This window comes from Cupriavidus necator, assembly GCF_040578825.1.
Taxonomy (GTDB): Bacteria; Pseudomonadota; Gammaproteobacteria; order Burkholderiales; family Burkholderiaceae; genus Cupriavidus; species Cupriavidus necator_E.
The window spans coordinates 1-16,762 of sequence record NZ_JBEFLI010000108.1 but is presented as its reverse complement, the minus strand read 5'-3'; the positions used below and the strand labels follow the sequence as shown (position 1 = coordinate 16,762).

At 67.9% G+C, this 16,762-nt stretch carries 16 protein-coding genes; 3 read left to right on the top strand and 13 right to left on the bottom strand.

Annotation, left to right across the window (positions count from 1 at the left end):
* Positions 1–1,240: VanZ family protein (locus AB1I47_RS31550; RefSeq protein ID WP_407935944.1), on the top strand; the 1,240-nt coding region annotated here is incomplete at its 5' end.
* Between the two features lie 126 nt (positions 1,241–1,366).
* Here the strand turns inward: AB1I47_RS31550 and pxpA are convergent.
* From pxpA to AB1I47_RS31520, 6 genes are all read right to left on the bottom strand, one after another.
* The gene (gene pxpA / locus AB1I47_RS31545; protein ID WP_354687590.1) at positions 1,367–2,107 is read right to left on the bottom strand and encodes a 5-oxoprolinase subunit PxpA; all 741 of its coding nucleotides are present in this window, start codon (positions 2,105–2,107) and stop codon (positions 1,367–1,369) included.
* A 90-nt stretch (positions 2,108–2,197) separates the two neighbouring features.
* Positions 2,198–3,220, bottom strand: a complete 1,023-nt coding sequence (locus AB1I47_RS31540) for a 5-oxoprolinase subunit C family protein (protein ID WP_354687589.1) — start codon at positions 3,218–3,220, stop codon at positions 2,198–2,200.
* A complete protein-coding gene (pxpB, locus tag AB1I47_RS31535) occupies positions 3,217–3,867 on the bottom strand; it encodes a 5-oxoprolinase subunit PxpB (RefSeq protein ID WP_354687588.1) in 651 nt (216 codons plus the stop codon). The genes AB1I47_RS31540 and pxpB overlap by 4 nt, the downstream gene beginning before the upstream one ends.
* Before the next feature lie 243 nt (positions 3,868–4,110).
* Positions 4,111–5,106, bottom strand: a complete 996-nt coding sequence (gene lipA / locus AB1I47_RS31530) for a lipoyl synthase (RefSeq protein ID WP_354687587.1) — start codon at positions 5,104–5,106, stop codon at positions 4,111–4,113.
* Between the two features lie 39 nt (positions 5,107–5,145).
* Positions 5,146–5,901 carry a lipoyl(octanoyl) transferase LipB gene (gene lipB / locus AB1I47_RS31525; RefSeq protein ID WP_354687586.1) on the bottom strand — a complete coding sequence of 252 codons (756 nt, stop codon included), beginning with the start codon at positions 5,899–5,901 and terminating at the stop codon, positions 5,146–5,148.
* 161 nt (positions 5,902–6,062) lie between these two features.
* Entirely contained in the window at positions 6,063–6,431 is a 369-nt protein-coding gene (locus AB1I47_RS31520; protein WP_354687585.1) for a DUF2917 domain-containing protein, read from the bottom strand.
* Positions 6,432–6,678: 247 nt separating this feature from the next.
* Here AB1I47_RS31520 and AB1I47_RS31515 point away from each other — a divergent pair, with 247 nt between their 5' ends.
* Positions 6,679–7,641, top strand: coding sequence for a transcriptional regulator GcvA (locus AB1I47_RS31515; RefSeq protein WP_354687584.1), 963 nt, complete (start codon positions 6,679–6,681; stop codon positions 7,639–7,641).
* Here AB1I47_RS31515 and AB1I47_RS31510 read toward each other — a convergent pair.
* The 7 genes from AB1I47_RS31510 to AB1I47_RS31480 all read right to left on the bottom strand — a co-directional run bounded on the left by AB1I47_RS31510 (position 7,638) and on the right by AB1I47_RS31480 (position 15,740).
* Positions 7,638–8,708, bottom strand: a complete 1,071-nt coding sequence (locus tag AB1I47_RS31510; protein ID WP_354687583.1) for a tyrosine recombinase XerC — start codon at positions 8,706–8,708, stop codon at positions 7,638–7,640. The two genes, AB1I47_RS31515 and AB1I47_RS31510, sit on opposite strands and share 4 nt — an antisense overlap.
* A 25-nt stretch (positions 8,709–8,733) precedes the next feature.
* Complete coding sequence (locus AB1I47_RS31505; protein WP_354687582.1) at positions 8,734–9,414, bottom strand: DUF484 family protein; 681 nt, start codon at positions 9,412–9,414, stop codon at positions 8,734–8,736.
* A 109-nt stretch (positions 9,415–9,523) separates the two neighbouring features.
* Entirely contained in the window at positions 9,524–10,666 is a 1,143-nt protein-coding gene (gene rodA, locus AB1I47_RS31500; protein ID WP_354687581.1) for a rod shape-determining protein RodA, read from the bottom strand.
* Between the two features lie 11 nt (positions 10,667–10,677).
* Positions 10,678–12,987, bottom strand: coding sequence for a penicillin-binding protein 2 (mrdA, locus tag AB1I47_RS31495; RefSeq protein WP_354687580.1), 2,310 nt, complete (start codon positions 12,985–12,987; stop codon positions 10,678–10,680).
* 48 nt (positions 12,988–13,035) lie between these two features.
* A complete protein-coding gene (gene mreD / locus AB1I47_RS31490) occupies positions 13,036–13,548 on the bottom strand; it encodes a rod shape-determining protein MreD (protein ID WP_354687579.1) in 513 nt (170 codons plus the stop codon).
* Positions 13,545–14,507 (bottom strand): rod shape-determining protein MreC, encoded by a 963-nt coding sequence (mreC, locus tag AB1I47_RS31485; RefSeq protein ID WP_354687578.1) that lies wholly within the window; start codon positions 14,505–14,507, stop codon positions 13,545–13,547. Before mreC ends, mreD begins: the two co-directional genes overlap by 4 nt.
* Positions 14,508–14,696: 189 nt before the next feature.
* Positions 14,697–15,740, bottom strand: coding sequence for a rod shape-determining protein (locus AB1I47_RS31480; RefSeq protein ID WP_008648066.1), 1,044 nt, complete (start codon positions 15,738–15,740; stop codon positions 14,697–14,699).
* A gap of 706 nt (positions 15,741–16,446) precedes the next feature.
* Here AB1I47_RS31480 and gatC point away from each other — a divergent pair.
* Entirely contained in the window at positions 16,447–16,746 is a 300-nt protein-coding gene (gene gatC / locus AB1I47_RS31475; RefSeq protein WP_354687577.1) for an Asp-tRNA(Asn)/Glu-tRNA(Gln) amidotransferase subunit GatC, read from the top strand.
* Positions 16,747–16,762 lie beyond the last annotated feature (16 nt).

Genomic DNA, 16,762 nt, shown 5'->3' with positions numbered 1-16,762 from the left:
AAGCAAAGCAGTCCCACGCGGGCCCGCGGCGGCATCGTCCGCAGCCGAACCCGCCGGCCTCCAGTATTCGCCGCTGGCCCGCGTGGGACTGCTTTGCTTCACGCTGCTGGTGGTGTACGCCAGCCTGTACCCGTTCTCCGGCTGGGTCGACAACGGCATCTCGCCGTTCGCCTTCCTGACCGCGCCCAAGCCGCGCTACATCACCGACTTCGACCTGCTCACCAATGTGGTCGGGTACTTCCCCTTTGGCGCGCTGGTGGTGCTGTCGCTGCATCCGCGCATGTCGGGCGGGCGCGCCACGCTGGTGGCACTGGTGGCCGGGGCACTGCTGTCGGCCTGCATGGAGGCCTTCCAGACCTGGCTGCCGAGCCGGATCTCGTCCAATATCGACCTGATCACCAATGCGCTGGGCGCGCTGCTGGGCGGCGCCGTGGTGGCGCCGTTCACGCGCGCGCTGATCGACGACGGGCGCCTGACGCAGCTGCGCCACGCCTGGTTCGAGCCGCATGCCAGCTTTGCCATCATCCTGCTGCTGCTGTGGCCGTTCGCGCAGATCTTCCCGCAGGAGCACCTGTTCGCCATGGGCGGCATCGTGCGCGAATGGCTGACCGACTCCGATTCATGGCCGATGCAGGTGCTGCAGATGCTGTTCCCGCAGCTCGAGGCGTGGCAGGACCACATCGGCCTGCGCCCCGAGGACATGCAAAGCATGCAGTTGCTGGAATCGCTGGTGACCGCCAGCAGCTGGGTCGGCACCGGACTGTTCGCGTCGATCGCGATGCGCCGCACCGCACCGTCGCTGCGCATCCTGGCCGGCCTGCTGGCCGCCGCGCTGCTGCTCAAGGCCACCGTGGCCCAGTTGCAGTTCCCGGCCGACAGCGCCTTTGTCTGGCTGTCCGAAGGCGGCCGCTTCGCGCTGCTGACCAGCACGCTGGTGCTGGCGCTGCTGCTGTACCTGCCGCGCTGGCTGCGCGCGGTGCTGGCGATGGTGGCGCTGTTCACGCTGGTGGTGCTGACCAATGTGCTGCCATCCAACCCGTATGCGTGGATTTCCGAGCAGGGCTGGCGCCTGGGCCGCTTCGTCCACTTCAACAGCCTGGCGCAATGGCTGGGCTGGCTGTGGCCGTTCCTGGCGTTCTGCTATGTGATCTGGCGCTTCGAGCAGGTCAGCGTGCGGCGGCTGGCGATGAAAAAAGCCGCGGCGCACCGTGAGGCGGCCGCGGCCGGTACGCAGGAATAGCCGGGGCTTGTGGGGCTAGTGCAGCTGGCCGCCCTGCGCGCGCACGTCCGCGCGGGTCAACCGCGCAGTCGGTTCATCGTCGAACGGCTCGAAGCCGGTCCGCAGTTATGCATGGTGAGGGCCTGCTCAGTCGCCGGCGCGCACGGCGATGCCCTCCGCGCCCAGCCGTTCCCGGATGCGGCGCGCAAAGGCCAGCGCGTGGGGGCCGTCGCCGTGCAGGCACACGGTTTCGGCCTGGATCGGTACCCAGGTGCCGTCGATGGCGCGCACGCGCTGCTCGCGCACCATGGTCAGGGTCTGGTTCAGGGCAACTTCCTCGTCTTCATGCAGCGCGCCGGGCGTGCCCCGCCTGACCAGCGTGCCGTCGGGGTTGTAGCCGCGGTCGGCAAAGACTTCCTGCTTGACGCGCAGCCCGGCCTCCCTGGCGATGTCGATCATCTGGCTGCCGGCCAGGCCGAAGAAGACCAGGTCGGAATCGAAGTCGCGCACCGCGCGCACGATCGCGCGGGCCAGCGCCGGGTCGCGCACGGCCTGGTTGTACAGCGCGCCATGCGCCTTGACGTGATGGAGCTGCCCGCCCTGCGCGCGCACGATCGCGGCCAGCGCGCCGATCTGGTACAGCATGTCGGCGTAGACCGCTTCGGGGTCGCGCTGCATCTCGGTGCGGCCGAAGTTCTCGCGGTCCGGATAGCTCGGATGCGCGCCGATGGCGACGCCCTTCTCGATGGCCCACTTCACCGTCTGCAGCATGGTGGACGCATCGCCGGCGTGCCAGCCGCATGCCACGTTGGCGGAACTGATCAGCGCCAGCAGCGCTTCGTCGTTGCCACAGCCTTCGCCGAGGTCGGCGTTCAAATCGATCTGCATTGCCGTTCTCCTGTGCGGTGCATTGCCTCCGTCCATTGTCTGCGTGCCGGTGCGCAGCGGCCCGGCGCGGTTACCTTTGCATGGCGCGCCTTATGCCGCAGCGCGCGTCAGCGTGCGCCGGCGCGCGGCGATGGTCATGCCGTCGCCCTGCCATTGCAGCGCCTGGTCGATCTGGCGCAGGTAGCGATCCACCTCCGCCTGCGCCGCCGCGGCCTGCGCCAGCGTCACTTGCACGAACCGTACCGGCGCGCCCAGCGGCACCTGCGCCAGCCGCCACAGGTCGGCGCCGATCACCACGCCGATCTTGGGATAGCCGCCAGTGGTCTGCGCATCGGCCATCAGCGCGATCGGCTGGCCTCCGGGCGGCACCTGCATCACGCCGGGAACCACGCCATGCGACAGCAAATCGGCGCTGCGCTCGGGCCGGCGCGCCAGCGCGGGACCGTTCAGGCGCAGCCCCATGCGGTTGCTGTTGGGCGTGACGGTCCAGTCGGCCTGCCACAGCGCCTGCTGCGCGGCGGCATCGAAATCCTCGTACTCGGGCCCGGCCAGCATGCGGACCGGCGTGGCCTTGCCCTCGACCCTGGCCGGCAGCGCCCACGCCGGCGCCTGCACGCCGATCCAGTCGCCGCCCTCGGCCGCCAGGCCCGGACGCCCCGCGCCAAGGCGGTCGCCCTCCTGCAACGCACGCCCGTCCAGTCCGCCGAAGCCGGACTTCAGGTCGGTGCTGCGCGAACCCATCACCGGCTCGACATCGATGCCGCCCGCCACGCACAGGTACACGCGCGTGCCGCCGCGCGTCGACGGCAGCGTCAGGGTCTCGCCGTTGCGCACATCGAACGCATGCCACGACCACACCGGCACGCCGTCCAGGTTGGCCCCGCACTCCGCTCCCGCCAGCGCCACACGCATATCCACATGAAAGCGCACCGCGGCACGGCCCAGCGTGAATTCAATGGCGGCGCAGCCCGGCTCGTTGCCCAGCAGCCGGTTGCCGACCGAAACGGCGAGCGTATCCATCGCACCGCAACGGCCCACGCCGAAACGGCGAAAGCCGGTCCGGCCCAGGTCCTGCACCGAGGCGAGCGCGCCGGGACGAATGATTTCGATCACGCGATGATTTCCTCGGCGACAAAGCGCACGGTGTCGCCGGGCGCGAAGAGAGACGGCGGATCGCGATCCGCCACGAAGAGTTCGGCGTCGGTGCGCCCGATCAGTTGCCAGCCGCCCGGCAGCACCGCCGGATAGATGCCGGTCTGCTCCCCGCCGATGCCGACCGAGCCGGCCGGCACCGCCACGCGCGGCTCGCGCCGGCGCGGCGTGGCGAGTTCCGGCGCCAGACCGCCCATATAGGCAAAGCCGGGCTGGAAGCCGAGGAAATAGACGACGTACTCGCCGGCCGCATGACGGCGCACCACTTCCCGCGGCGACAGGCCGGTATGGGCGGCAACGTCGGCCAGGTCCGGGCCGTTCTCGCCGCCGTAGCGCACCGGGATCTCCACCAGCTTGCCCGTGGCATGGCGCGCCTCGCCGGAGGCCCACGCGAGCTTCAGGTTGCGCTCCAGCGCTTCCACGTCGGCGCCGGCATTGAAGATCACCGTCAGGTTGTTCATGCCCGGCACCACGTCGACCACGCCATGCCAGTCTTCCGCGCGGGCGGCCATCGCCCAGATCCGGCGCTGGACTTCCAGCGAGGCGGGCGGCGCCACGCTGTACAGCAGCGCCTGCTCGGCGAGTCGGTGGACGGTGCAGGTGTTCATGAGATTCCCGTTAGCGCACTTGCTACCAGTGTAGACAGGTCCGGCAGGAATGTGACGCACTTGTATTTCATCGACGATTTATCGATGTATTTATCATATCGATACGGATCAGCGAGGAACAGTCCGGGTTGACCCCCGGCACGCATCGTCACGCCAAGCGACCGTCCCGCTGCGGCGACCGAACATAAAAACGGCCGGGAAATTCCCGGCCGTTTCTGCTCGACTCGTGTGCAACGCTGCCGCTCAGGCAAACCCCGCCTGATGCGCCTGCTGGTCGGCGTGGTACGAGCTGCGCACCATCGCGCCCACCGCGGCGTGGGTGAAGCCCATCTTGTAGGCCTCTTCCTCGAACATCTTGAAGGTGTCAGGGTGGACGTAGCGCAGCACCGGCAGGTGGTGGTTCGACGGCGCCAGGTACTGGCCGATGGTCAGCATGTCGATGTCGTGCGCGCGCATGTCGCGCATGACTTCGAGGATTTCCTCGTCGGTCTCGCCCAGGCCCACCATCAGGCCGGACTTGGTCGGCACGTTGGGGTTGCGGCGCTTGAATTCCTGCAGCAGCTTGAGCGAGTGCTCGTAGTCCGCGCCCGGGCGCGCCTGCTTGTACAGGCGCGGCACGGTTTCCATGTTGTGGTTCATCACGTCCGGCGGGCAGGCCTGCAGGATGTCCAGCGCCTTCTCCAGGCGGCCGCGGAAGTCGGGCACCAGCACTTCAATGCGGGTGGCGGGCGACAGCTCGCGCGTCTGCGAGATGCAGTCCACGTAATGCTGGGCGCCGCCGTCGCGCAGGTCGTCGCGGTCGACACTGGTGATCACCACATAGTTCAGCTTGAGCTGGGCGATGGTGCGCGCCAGGTTGCCCGGCTCGTTGACGTCCAGTGGATCGGGGCGGCCGTGGCCGACGTCGCAGAACGGGCAGCGGCGCGTGCACTTGTCGCCCATGATCATGAAGGTCGCGGTGCCCTTGCCGAAGCACTCACCGATGTTCGGGCAGCTCGCTTCCTCGCACACCGTCACCAGGTTGTTGGCGCGCAGGATGTCCTTGATCTCGTAGAAGCGTGAGCTGCCGGTGGCGGCCTTGACGCGGATCCAGTCCGGCTTCTTGAGCTTTTCGGCCGGCACGATCTTGATGGGAATGCGTGCGGTCTTGTCGGCCGACTTCTGCTTGCGGGTCGGGTCGTACTGCTCCGCGGGGGACTGCGGGGCTTCGCTGGAAGTGGCGATCAGGGCGTCGCTCATACATTTCTCCGCACGCGCTCAGCGTGCTGTTCGCTTTGACTAGGAGGCCAGGGCCGTTTCGTCCGGCTGTTTCGTTTCAGCCGGTGCGGCGTTTGCTTCGGCTGCCAGCACACGCGCTTCGTGCGCTGCCAGCACTTCGCACAATGCCGCCGCCAGGCGCTGCGCGATTTCGGGCTGTCTTGCCGCGGTCACCGGCAGCGGCGCGCCGCCGGCATCCGCCGCCTTGCAGGTGGCGCCCGCGGTAGCCATGTCGACCGTTTCCAGTCCGGCATAGCCGCAGGGATTGATGCGCAGGAACGGCGACAGGTCCATCTGCACGTTGAGGCTGACGCCGTGGTAGCTGCAGCCGTTGCGGATCTTGAGGCCGAGCGCGGCAATCTTGGCGCCCTGGTGCGGCCCGTCGGACAAATAGATGCCGGGGGCGCCGGGCTTGCGTTCGGCTGCGAGATTATACGCTGCGAGCGTGTCAAGCACCGCCTGCTCGATGCCGTGCACCAGCTCGCGCACCATGAGGTGCCGGCGGCGCAAATCGAGCAGCAGGTAGGCCACCACCTGGCCGGGACCGTGGTAAGTGATCTGGCCGCCACGGTCGATCTGCACCACCGGAATGTTGTCGTCAGGCGACAGCAGGTGAGCGGGATCGCCCGCCTGGCCCAGGGTGTAGACCGGCGGATGCTCGACCAGCCAGATCTGGTCGGGCGTCTCGGGCGTGCGTGCGGCGGTGAAGGCGCGCATCGCGTCGAAGCACGGCTGATAGTCCTCGCGGCCGCGTTCGATGACTTGGATCGGATGCATGGCGAGAGTGTAACGAAAAGGGCCGGCTTGCGCCGGCCCTTGCTGGGCTCCAGTCCAACGCTGCGGGTCAGGTCCGATCTCCGGATGCGTCACGCGACCAGACCAGGCGCAAATGCCCCCGGGCGCGGTGTGACGTTGACGATGCCCCGCCCGCCGCCGCGTCAGGATGCGGTGACCTGGTCCTGGTTAGGCGTCCACTCCGTTCCTCGAACCAGACGGCGCAGGCTGCGATACACCAGGTGCGGCACGTCGGCCAGCGCCAGCGCCGGGCGGCGCGCTTCGGCGATCAGCGCCAGCCGTACCGGATGCTGCGCGCGCGGATCGATGCTGACTACCACCTCGTCGCCGGAGCGCAACAGCAGGCTGCCGCCACAACGCAGCCAGTAGTCCTCCGAATCTTTCTCGCGCGTCAGCCACACGTCGGCGCCACGGGCTTCTTGCACGTGCAGGCGCTGGGCGGCGTGCACCGACAGGGCGGTGACTTCGCCAGGATTCAGGGTGAATACGGTCGTTGTGAGCACGGTTTTCATGGTGGTTCTCCGTTCGGCCGGCTTCGGCGGATTTCGGGGGGAAATGCGCCGGACTGTTGCGGATTCGCGGCAACTGGCCCGGTATTAGGACCTGGCCAGTTAAATCGTAGGGAAATCGCCGTGAAAGAAGCGGCAACACAGGGGCCGGTGAAAGAATATTAGTGATTGCCCGGGCACTATCAAAACGATATATTTTCTTTGTTCTTGTTAGTCAAACTCACATACCCCAGAGATCAGGGAGACCGCCATGGCCTGGAAAAGCGGCTGGGAAAAGGACCTGCCGCGCGGCTGGCATCGCGAACTGCCGCGCCTGCCCGCGCTGACCGCCCTGCGCGCATTCGAGGCGGCGGCGCGTCACGAGAGCTTTTCGCGCGCGGCGACCGAGCTGTTCGTCACGCATGGCGCGGTCAGCCACCAGATCCGCGCCCTGGAAGAAGAGCTCGGCATGCCGCTGTTCGAGCGCCACGGCAAGCGCGTGGCGCTGACCCCGGCCGGCCGGGTCTATGCCGAGCGCGTGCGCGACGCGCTGCTGCAGATCGCCGATGCCACGCGCGTGCTGCAGGCCGGCAACCGCGACAAGCGGCTGACCATCAGCACCATGCCGTCGTTCGCCGCGCGCTGGCTGACGCCGCGCATCGGCAGCTTTATCGAGCGCCATCCGGAGCTGGATGTCGAGCTGCTGTCGTCCAACACGCTGGTCGACTTTGGCCGCGAGGAAGTCGATATCGCGCTGCGCATGGGCAGCGGCGACTATCCGGGCCTGTATGTCGAGAAGCTGATGGACGATGTCTTCTTCCCGGTCTGCAGCCCGGGCTTCAATGGCGGGCGCCTGCCCGAGCGGCCGCAGGACATGGCCGGGCTGCCGCTGCTGCGCGGCGAGGGCGATCCGTGGAAGCCGTGGTTCGAGGCGGCCGGGCTGGACTGGCCGGAGCCGCGCAAAGGGCTGCTGCTGGAAGATTCGTCGCTGCTGCTGCAGGCCGCCTCGGAGGGCCAGGGGATCGCGCTGATCCGGTCGTCGCTGGCCTACAACGACTTGCTGGCGGGCCGCGTGGTGCGGCTGTTCGATGTCAGCATCCCATGTCCGTGGCTGCTGTATTTCGTCTGCGCGCCGGGCATGCTGGAGACGCCCAAGGTGCAGGCCTTCCGCGCCTGGCTGCTGCCGGAGATGGAGCGCTTTCGCGAAGTGCTGGCGCAGTGGGCTGACGATTAGTCTTCAGCCGCGTCGTCCGCGGCCTCGGACACCTGCGGCGCCGCAGCCTTGCGCGCGCGGCCGGCGCGCGGATGGGCCTTGTCGTAGACGCGCGCCAGGTGCTGGAAGTCCAGCGCGGTATAGACCTGCGTGGTCGAGATGCTGGCGTGGCCCAGCATCTCCTGCACCGCGCGCAGGTCGCCGGACGATTGCAGCACGTGCGTGGCAAAGGAATGCCGCAGCATATGCGGATGCACGTCGGCCGGCACGCCGGCGCGCAGCGCCTGCTGCTTGAGCCGCAGCTGCACGGTGCGCATCGACAGGCGCCGGCCGCGCGGCCCCAGGAACAGCGCGTGGGTATCTTCCGGCGCGGTGCCGGGGCGCAGCAGCGTGTCGCGCACCGCCAGCCATGCGCGCAGCGCCTCGATCGCCTTGCTGCCGACCGGCACCGAGCGCTGGCGCGACCCCTTGCCGGTCACGGTCACCTCGGCGCCGGCCAGGTCGAGCCAGCCGCTGGAGCGGTAGCCATCGGCATCGGCATAGCGCACGTCGAGCTGCACCAGCTCGGACAGCCGCAATCCGCTCGAATAGAACAGCTCGTAGACCGCATGGTCGCGCAGCGCGTGCGCGTCGGTGCCGCCCGGGTGCGAGACCAGCGCCACCGCGTGCTCGACCGACAGCGCCTTGGGCAGCGCATGGCCCGAGCGCGGCGCGCGCACGCCGTCGACCGGGTTGATGGTGACGCCATGGCCATGCCGCGCCGCCCACTGGAAGAAGCCGCGCCACGCCGACAGCGTGCGGGCAATGCTGGTGCCAACGAGTCCCGCGGCATGCAGCCGGGCGGCGAAATTGCGGATATGGTGGGTCTGCAGCGCCAGCAGCGCGATGCCGGGCGCGTAGCGTGCCGCGTGGGATTGCAGCACGCGCAGGTCGCGGCCGTAGCTCGACAGTGTGTGTTCGGCCAGCTTGCGGCTGCCGCGCAGCCAGTCGAGATAGCGGGCGACCAGCGGATCGGGTGCCGGCGGCGCAGTATCGTCCGCCGCGGGCGGTTCAGCCGGGGCGTTGCGGGGCGGCCGGCGTGCGCTCATTGCATCGGGGGTGTGCCGCCGCGCCTCAGTCGCGCAGGCGATGCAGCGCGGCGCCGGCGACTTCGCCGATCTGCGTCAGGTAGGCCGTGCCCATGCCGTCGTGGAAGCGGCGCGGATCGGGCGAGCCCAGCACCAGCAGGCCGAAGGCGGCGCCCTGCGCATCGGCCGCGGCGTCGGCCGTGCGCACCGGCACGCGCAGCGCCACCATCGCCAGCGAGGTGATATCGTCGCGCTCCAGCAGCGCCGCGGCCTCGAAGCCGCCGTTGGCGCCGCAATACGGCGCGCGCAGGCCCGCCGCAAAGATGCGCAGGTCTTCGCTGGCGCCCTGCGCCACTTCCATGTGCGCGTACTGCTCGGCCACGTCCCACAGCTTGAGCGCGACCGCGGGCACGTCGAACACCTGCTGCAGGCCATCCTGCACCGCGTAGGGCAGCGCGTGCGAGTCGGCTTCGGCCAGCAGGCGCAGTTGCCAGGCATGCATGCGCTGCTGCGTGCGGTCATTGTCGTGGCCATGGCGGACCAGGTCCGCCAGGCGCAACTCCAGGCCCTTGTTCTTCTCGCGCAGGATCTCCATCTGGCGTTCCTGCAGCGACACGGCGCGGTGGCTGTGCGGGCTGGTGAGCTGCACCGTGGCCAGCAGCTCGGCGTGCTCCTCGAAGAATTCGGGGTGGCTCTGCAGGTAGGCGGCGACGTCTTGGGCGTTCATGGAGCTTGGACCGGTAGAGGAAAATTGGGTGGCAGTTTAACAAACCCGCCCAGCCAGAAAGGGAGCGCGGTTTTGAGTGCGCCAAAGCCGCCCAAGCTTGCCTAAGCAGCTACGTCTGAATCAACCGCTTCTGCCGCGAAATACTCATCAGGATCCCGATCCCCGCCCCCAGCGTCACCAGCGCCGTGCCGCCATAGCTCATCAGCGGCAACGGCACGCCCACCACCGGCAGGATCCCGCTCACCATGCCCATGTTGACGAACGCATAGGTAAAGAAGATCAGCGTAATCGACCCCGCCAGCAGCCGCGAGAACAGCGTCGGCGCGTTGGCCGCGATAAAGAGCCCGCGGAAGATCAGCAGCAGGTACAGCACCAGCAGCAGCGCATTGCCGATCAGCCCGAATTCCTCCGAATACACCGCGAAGATAAAGTCGGTGTGCTTCTCCGGAATGAACTCCAGGTGCGTCTGCGTGCCCTTGAGCCAGCCCTTGCCCTCGACCCCGCCCGAGCCGATCGCGATGATCGACTGGATCGTATGGAAGCCCTTGCCGAGCGGATCGCTGGTCGGGTCGAGCAGCGTGCAGACGCGATGCTGCTGGTAGTCGTGCAGCACCGGCCAGTTCACGCCCGGCGCGCACATGTCGTTCTGGAACGTGATCAGCAGCGTGATCGCCACCACCAGCAGCCCCATCAGCGGCAGGATCAGCCGCCACGACAGGCCGGCAAAGTAGATCACGTAGATGCCGGCGGCCATCACCAGCAGCGCGGTGCCCAGGTCGGGCTGCTTGGCGATCAGGCCAACCGGGATCAGCAGCAGCCCCAGCGCCACCACGAAGTCGAACCACTTGATCACGCCCTCGCGCTTCTGGAAGTACCACGCCAGCATCAACGGCATCGAGATCTTCATGATCTCGGACGGCTGGATCACCATGCCGACATTGAGCCAGCGGCGCGCGCCCTTGCGGATCAGGCCGAACATCGCCACCGCGATCAGCAGCGCCACGCCTACCGTGTAGATCGGCACCGCCACCCGCATCAGCGTCTGCGTGGGCATGTACGCGATCACCAGCATCACCACGTAGGACAGCAGGATATTGCGGAGCTGGTCTTCGACCCGGCCCGGCATGTCGATGGCGGCGGAGTACAGCGCCACGATGCCGGTGGCGAACAGCAGGAAGACAATCAGCGACAGCGGCTTGTCAAAGCCGGTCAGCGCCGATTTGATCAGGGACATGACGCGGCGTCGGTCCATGCGCGTCTCCTTCAGCGGGTGGCGTCGGCGCCGCTGGCCGCCTTGGCGGACACGGGCTTGACGCGTGGTTTGGGCGCGGGCGCCTTGACGGGCTGCGCGGCGGGGGCGGAGGCCGGCTGCGGTGCGGCGGGCTTGCTGTGGCCGAGCGCCTGCAGCATGCGCTGTTCCAGCGTCTCGACGGCCGAGGCCGGCGCGATCGCCTGCGCGTTCAGCGCGGCGGCAATGGCCTCGGGCGTCACCGCCGGCGCGGCAGAGGCCGCGGCCACGGCGCTGGTGGCCGCTCCGCTCGCCGGGGCGGCACCGGTGGACATCACCGTGGCACTGGCGATGCTGGCAGTCTGGCCGGTGGTGAACACGCTGGGCGTATCCACCGGCGGGCGTCCCGCCACGCGCTCGGTGGCCGGCGGCGCCATCGCCTCCAGCTCGGCCGGCCACTTGCCGGTCAGGTAGTAGTCCATCAGCTTGCGCGCGATCGGCGCGGCCACGGCGGCGCCGAAGCCGGCGTTCTCAACGATCAGCGCGATCGCGATTTTCGGATTGTTCGCCGGCGCGAACGCGGTGTACAGCGAGTGGTCGCGCTTGTGCTCGGCCAGCGCGTGGTGGTTGTACTTCTCGCCCTTGGACAGGCTGTAGGTCTGCGCCGTGCCGGTCTTGCCCGCGGATTCATAGGGGGCGCCGGCGAACACGCGCGCCGCCGTGCCTGAGTGCGTCACCGCCACCATGGCGCGCTTGACCACGTCGATATCGGCCTGCTTGAGCGGGATGCGGTAGCTTTCCTTGGGCACGGTCAGCGTGCGCTTGCGCGTGACCGCATCTTCCACGGCCTTGACCAGGTGGGGCTTCATCACGCTGCCGTTATTGACGATCACCGAGGTCGCCTGCGCGAGCTGCAGGATGGTGAAGCTGTTGTAGCCCTGGCCGATGCCCAGCGAGATGGTCTCGCCGTCGTACCACTTCTGCTGCTCGGGCTTGCGGTAGGCCTTGCGCTTCCACTCGGTCGACGGCAGGATGCCGCGGCTTTCGCCCTCGATATCGATGCCGGTGATCTGGCCGAAGCCGAGCGGCTTCATGAAGTCATGGATCGCGTTGACGCCCATGTCGCGCGCCAGCGCGTAGTAATAGGTATCGCACGACTGCACGATCGAGGTCTGCATGTCGACCCAGCCATGCCCGCCCGGCTTGTCGTCGCGGAAGGTGTGGTTGCCCAGCGTGAAGAAGCCCGGATCGGACATGCCCCAGGCCGCGGTGCGCTTGCCGGTGGTCAGCGCCGCCAGCGCCATGAACGGCTTGTAGGTCGAGCCCGGCGGATAGGTGCCGCGCAGCGGGCGGTTCAGCAGCGGCTTGTCGGGCGAATTGTTGAGCTCGTTCCAGGTATTGGTGTCGATGCCTTCGACGAACAGGTTGGGGTCGTACGTCGGCTTGGAAACGAAGGCCAGGATGTCGCCGGTAGACGGCTCGATCGCCACCAGCGCGCCGCGGCGGTCGCCGTACAGCGCCTCGGCGAGCTGCTGCAGGCGGATATCGAGCGACAGGATCAGGTTGTTGCCGGGCGTGGCGGGCGAGGTCGACAGCGTGCGGATCGGGCGCCCGCCCGCGCTCACTTCCACTTCCTCGAAGCCGGTCAGCCCGTGCAGCTCGGTCTCGTAGCTCTGCTCCAGGCCGATCTTGCCGATGTAGTTGGTGCCCTTGTAGTTGTCGGCGTCCTTGCGCGGATCGTATTTGGCGGCCTCGGCGTCGTTGGCCTCGTCCATGGCCTCGATGCGCTCCTGGTCGCGCTGCGAGATGCGGCCGATATAGCCGATCACGTGCGAGGCCGACTCGCCCAGCGGATATTGCCGGAACAGCCGCGCGCGCACGTCCACGCCCGGGAAGCGGAAGCGCTGCGTGGAAAAGCGCGCCACTTCCTCGTCGGTGAGCTGGCTGCGCAGCGGCAGGCTCTCGAAGCTGCGGGACTCTTCCATCAGCCGCTTGAAGCGGCGCCGGTCGCGCGGCTGGATATCGACCAGCGCGGCCAGGCCTTCGATGGTGTTGTCCAGCGTATCGGTCAGCTTGGACGGCGTGATCTCGAGCGTGTACGCGGAATAGTTGCGCGCCAGCACGATGCCGTTGCGGTCCATGATGATGCCGCGGTTGGGCTCGATCGGCGCCACCGAGATGCGGTTGTCCTCGGCCTTGGCCGAGTACTGGTCATGCTTGTACCACTGCAGCCACAGGAAGCGCGTGAACAGCAGGCCAAAGCAGATCACCGTGAACAGGGCCGCGGCCGCCACGCGGATGCGGAAGCGGCCGATTTCCAGTTCGACGTTGCGGATTTCGGTCATGGTACTGCGTTGGCCTGGGATGAGCGGTAGTGGGCGATGGCGGCGGCGTCAGATCGGACGCGTCTCGTCGACATCGCTCGAGCGGCGCTGCGGCGCCAGCAAAAGGCTGGTCGCCAGCGGCCACAGCAGCGCCTCGATCGCCGGCGCCAGCAGCAGTTGCCAGCCCGGCAGCGGCGCGCCCATCGCCAGCCGGATCAGCACCGGCACCGCGTGCACGACGAACAACAGCGGCAGCACATGCAGCGCCTGGGTATAGACGGTGAACCACAGCACGCGGCGGTGGATGGTGATGGCAAAGTAGGCCAGCAGCGTATAGGCCAGCGCATGCTCGCCCAGCAGCCGGGCATCGTGCACGTCCATCAGCAGGCCCAGCGCGAACGCCACGCCCATGCCCACCTTGCGCGGCTGGTGGATGTTCCAGAACACCAGCACCAGCGCCACCATGTCGGGGATCCACAGCGTGTCGCCCCAGGGCATCAGGTTGAACAGGAACGCCAGCACGAAGCTGAGCGCGATAAAAGCGGGATTGACCGGCCGCAGCAGGTATTGGGAATTGGTCACTGTGGTGCCTCCTTGGGCGCAGCCTTGGCCGCGGCGGCGCTGGCGGCGGCGGCGCGGGCCGCGGCGGACTTGGCGCCCTTGACCGGCGCCTCGGCCTTGGCTTCGGCGGTCTCGCGCGGCGGGATCGCGGCGTCGTAGCGCACCACCAGCAACAGCCGGTGCGCGCGCACGCCGGCCACCGGCTCGCAATAGACACGCGAGAACGCGGTATCGGCCTTGCGTTCGATATGGATGATCTTCGCCACCGGCAGGCCCGGCGGGTAGGTGCCGTCCAGGCCCGAGGTCACCAGCAGGTCGCCCTGCTGCAGGTCGGCCGACGCGGCCATGAAGCGCAGGTCGAGCTGGCCCGCGCGCGCGCCGCCGAAGGCCAGGCTGCGCAGGCCGTTACGCACCACCTGCACCGGGATGGCCTGGTCCTTGTCGGTCAGCAGCGTCACCTCCGACTGGAACGGCGACACGCGCGTGACCTGGCCCACGACGCCGCGCTCGTCGATCACCGGATAACCGGCGCGCAGGCCATGGTGGCTGCCCTTGTCGATCACGATGCGCTGGCTGTAGGGGTCGCGCGCGTCATACAAAATCTCGGCCGCCGTCACCGGCGTGGCCGACTGCTGCGCCAGTCCGAGCAGCTTGCGCAACTGGTTGTTCTCGGCCTCGAGCTGCGCCTGGCGCACCGAGGCCTCGGCCTGCTGCACCGCGTTCTGGCGCAGTTCGCGGTTCTCGGTGGCCAGCATCGCCGACGACTGCGCATAGTCGAACACCGTGCGCACCGCGTCGCGCGGTGTCAGCACCAGGCGTTCGACCGGCATCAGCACGGTGGCGGCAACCTGCCGGCCCACGCTGAGCGCGTCGAAACGGGCATCGACCACCAGCAGCGCCAGCGCGATGGCCACATACAGGACCAGCCGGGCGACAGCCGAGGTGCCTTGCTTGAAGAGCGGCGGAGGGGAGTAATCCATTTACCCGATTGAAAGCCGGTGCACACGCGCAAACGCCCCGCCGCCCGCCGTACCACGCCCGGGAAGGGGGCGGCACGGCCAGGCGGCGGGTGCGGTTGGGGCGAACCCCTGACGGATGCAGCGCCGCGACACCGCCCTGATCACCGGATCCGGCAGGCCGCGCATCGCCACGTGAGCGTCCTTCTGCCTTTACTCGTAGGAGAAGATGCTGCCGAGCTTGTCCATGCGTTCCAGCGCCATGCCGGAGCCGCGCACCACGCAGGTCAGCGGGTCTTCGGCCACCAGCACCGGCAGGCCGGTTTCTTCGGCCAGCAGGCGGTCCAGGTCGCGCAGCAGCGCGCCGCCGCCGGTCAGCATCATGCCGCGCTCGGCGATGTCGGCGCCCAGTTCGGGCGGGGTCTGTTCCAGCGCGATCTTCACTGCCGACACGATCTGGTTCAGCGGATCGGTCAGCGCTTCGAGGATTTCGTTGGACGACACGGTGAAGGCGCGCGGGATGCCTTCGGACAGGTTGCGGCCCTTGACTTCCATCTCGCGGACCTCGGAGCCCGGGAAGGCCGAGCCGATTTCCTTCTTGATCGCTTCAGCGGTCTGTTCGCCGATCAGCATGCCGTAGTTGCGGCGGATGTAGTTGACGATGGCCTCGTCGAACTTGTCGCCGCCCACGCGCACCGAACCCTTGTAGACCATGCCGCCCAGCGAGATGATGCCCACCTCGGTGGTGCCGCCGCCGATATCGACAACCATCGAGCCCGACGGCTCCGACACCGGCAGGCCGGCGCCGATCGCGGCCGACATCGGCTCCTCGATCAGGTACACCTGGCTGGCGCCGGCGCCCAGCGCCGATTCGCGGATGGCGCGGCGCTCGACCTGGGTCGAACCGCAGGGCACGCAGATGATGATGCGCGGGCTCGGACGCAGCAGCTTCGAGTCATGCACCATCTTGATGAACTGCTTGAGCATCTGCTCGGTGACGGTGAAGTCGGCGATCACGCCGTCCTTCATCGGGCGGATCGCCTCGATATTGCCCGGTACCTTGCCCAGCATCTGCTTGGCTTCCTTGCCCACGGCCGTGATCGTTTTCTTGGCGTTGGGGCCGCCTTCCTGGCGGATCGCGACGACCGAGGGCTCGTCCAGCACGATGCCCTTGTCGCGCATGTAGATCAGCGTGTTGGCGGTGCCGAGGTCGATCGCCAGGTCGTTGGAGAAGTAGCTGCGGAGAAATCCGAACATCAGGAATCCTGTCTGTGGTGGTGTTCGCGTGTAGGCGAAGCGGCCGGCACCGCGAGCGGTCCGGCCACGAAATACTTGTGTTGAATACGGAATGGTTCCCGGCTTCCCGGCCCGCCTGCCGTCCGGCGCGGAACGGCCCGGACCGGAAGAGAGATGGGATCGGGATCGGCACCGCCGCCGGCACGCGCCTGCAGTGTTGCAATCTTGCACTTATGCGATATTGCATTTTTGCGATTTTGCAACGCGCGATGCCGGCCCACGGGAACCTTTGATTAGACCTCGCGCAAAAGTTCGCGAGTATTGGTCGGGCGCTGGACCGGCAATGTCATAAGACATTGAGACATTGTCGAAACAACGTCAGAGCCGGGGCAGAGGCCTAATCAGAGGACCCAGGTTTTTCCACCTTCTGGCGCCTGCGGCGGCCCTGGCGCGGGACGTTCGCCAGCGCTGCGGGCAACGCTGTTTTGCAGCCAGTCTGGCAGCCATGTGACGAAGGCGTTGCCAAAGGTCGGTAACTCGCAATGATACCTTATAATTCCTGCTGCTTCGGGCGTTTACGGCCTGAAAATACCTGTAATTCCGACGACTCCGTGGCGTGTTTACCGCGCTCCGTAGCCGCCCTGTCCGGACCGCGCGACGCCACCGCCGCACGGCCGGCCGCCGGCCCCTCCGGCGCCTTCCGCATCCGAGCATCCGAACACCAGCCATGGCCCTCGACCTATCCGACGTCAAGCGCATCGCCCACCTGGCCCGCATCGAAACCAGCGATGACGAGGCCGCCCAGACGCTTGCGCAGCTCAACAACTTTTTCTCGCTGGTCGAGCAGATGCAGGCGGTTGACACCACCGGCATCGAGCCGCTGGCCCACCCGCTGTCGGCCGTGCGCGACATGGCCCAGCGCCTGCGCGAGGACGTGGTCACCGAGACCGACCGCCGCGACGACTACCAGCGCCCCGCGCCGGCCACCGAAAACGGCCTGTACCTGGTGCCCAAGGTCATCGAGTGAGCGCCGCCCGCTGCCC

Excerpts from the sequence above, each read along its gene's own strand:
- rodA (WP_354687581.1), bottom strand. The coding sequence starts at position 10,666 with ATGGACCGACGCCGCGTCATGTCCCTGATCAAATCGGCGCTGACCGGC.
- lipA (WP_354687587.1), bottom strand. The coding sequence starts at position 5,106 with ATGAGCGACGCCCTGATCGCCACTTCCAGCGAAGCCCCGCAGTCCCCC.
- pxpA (WP_354687590.1), bottom strand. The coding sequence starts at position 2,107 with ATGCAGATCGATTTGAACGCCGACCTCGGCGAAGGCTGTGGCAACGAC.
- lipB (WP_354687586.1), bottom strand. The coding sequence starts at position 5,901 with ATGCATCCGATCCAAGTCATCGAACGCGGCCGCGAGGACTATCAGCCG.
- mreC (WP_354687578.1), bottom strand. The coding sequence starts at position 14,507 with ATGGATTACTCCCCTCCGCCGCTCTTCAAGCAAGGCACCTCGGCTGTC.
- pxpB (WP_354687588.1), bottom strand. The coding sequence starts at position 3,867 with ATGAACACCTGCACCGTCCACCGACTCGCCGAGCAGGCGCTGCTGTAC.
- AB1I47_RS31515 (WP_354687584.1), top strand. The coding sequence starts at position 6,679 with ATGGCCTGGAAAAGCGGCTGGGAAAAGGACCTGCCGCGCGGCTGGCAT.
- AB1I47_RS31510 (WP_354687583.1), bottom strand. The coding sequence starts at position 8,708 with ATGAGCGCACGCCGGCCGCCCCGCAACGCCCCGGCTGAACCGCCCGCG.
- mrdA (WP_354687580.1), bottom strand. The coding sequence starts at position 12,987 with ATGACCGAAATCCGCAACGTCGAACTGGAAATCGGCCGCTTCCGCATC.
- gatC (WP_354687577.1), top strand. The coding sequence starts at position 16,447 with ATGGCCCTCGACCTATCCGACGTCAAGCGCATCGCCCACCTGGCCCGC.
- AB1I47_RS31480 (WP_008648066.1), bottom strand. The coding sequence starts at position 15,740 with ATGTTCGGATTTCTCCGCAGCTACTTCTCCAACGACCTGGCGATCGAC.
- AB1I47_RS31505 (WP_354687582.1), bottom strand. The coding sequence starts at position 9,414 with ATGAACGCCCAAGACGTCGCCGCCTACCTGCAGAGCCACCCCGAATTC.
- AB1I47_RS31520 (WP_354687585.1), bottom strand. The coding sequence starts at position 6,431 with ATGAAAACCGTGCTCACAACGACCGTATTCACCCTGAATCCTGGCGAA.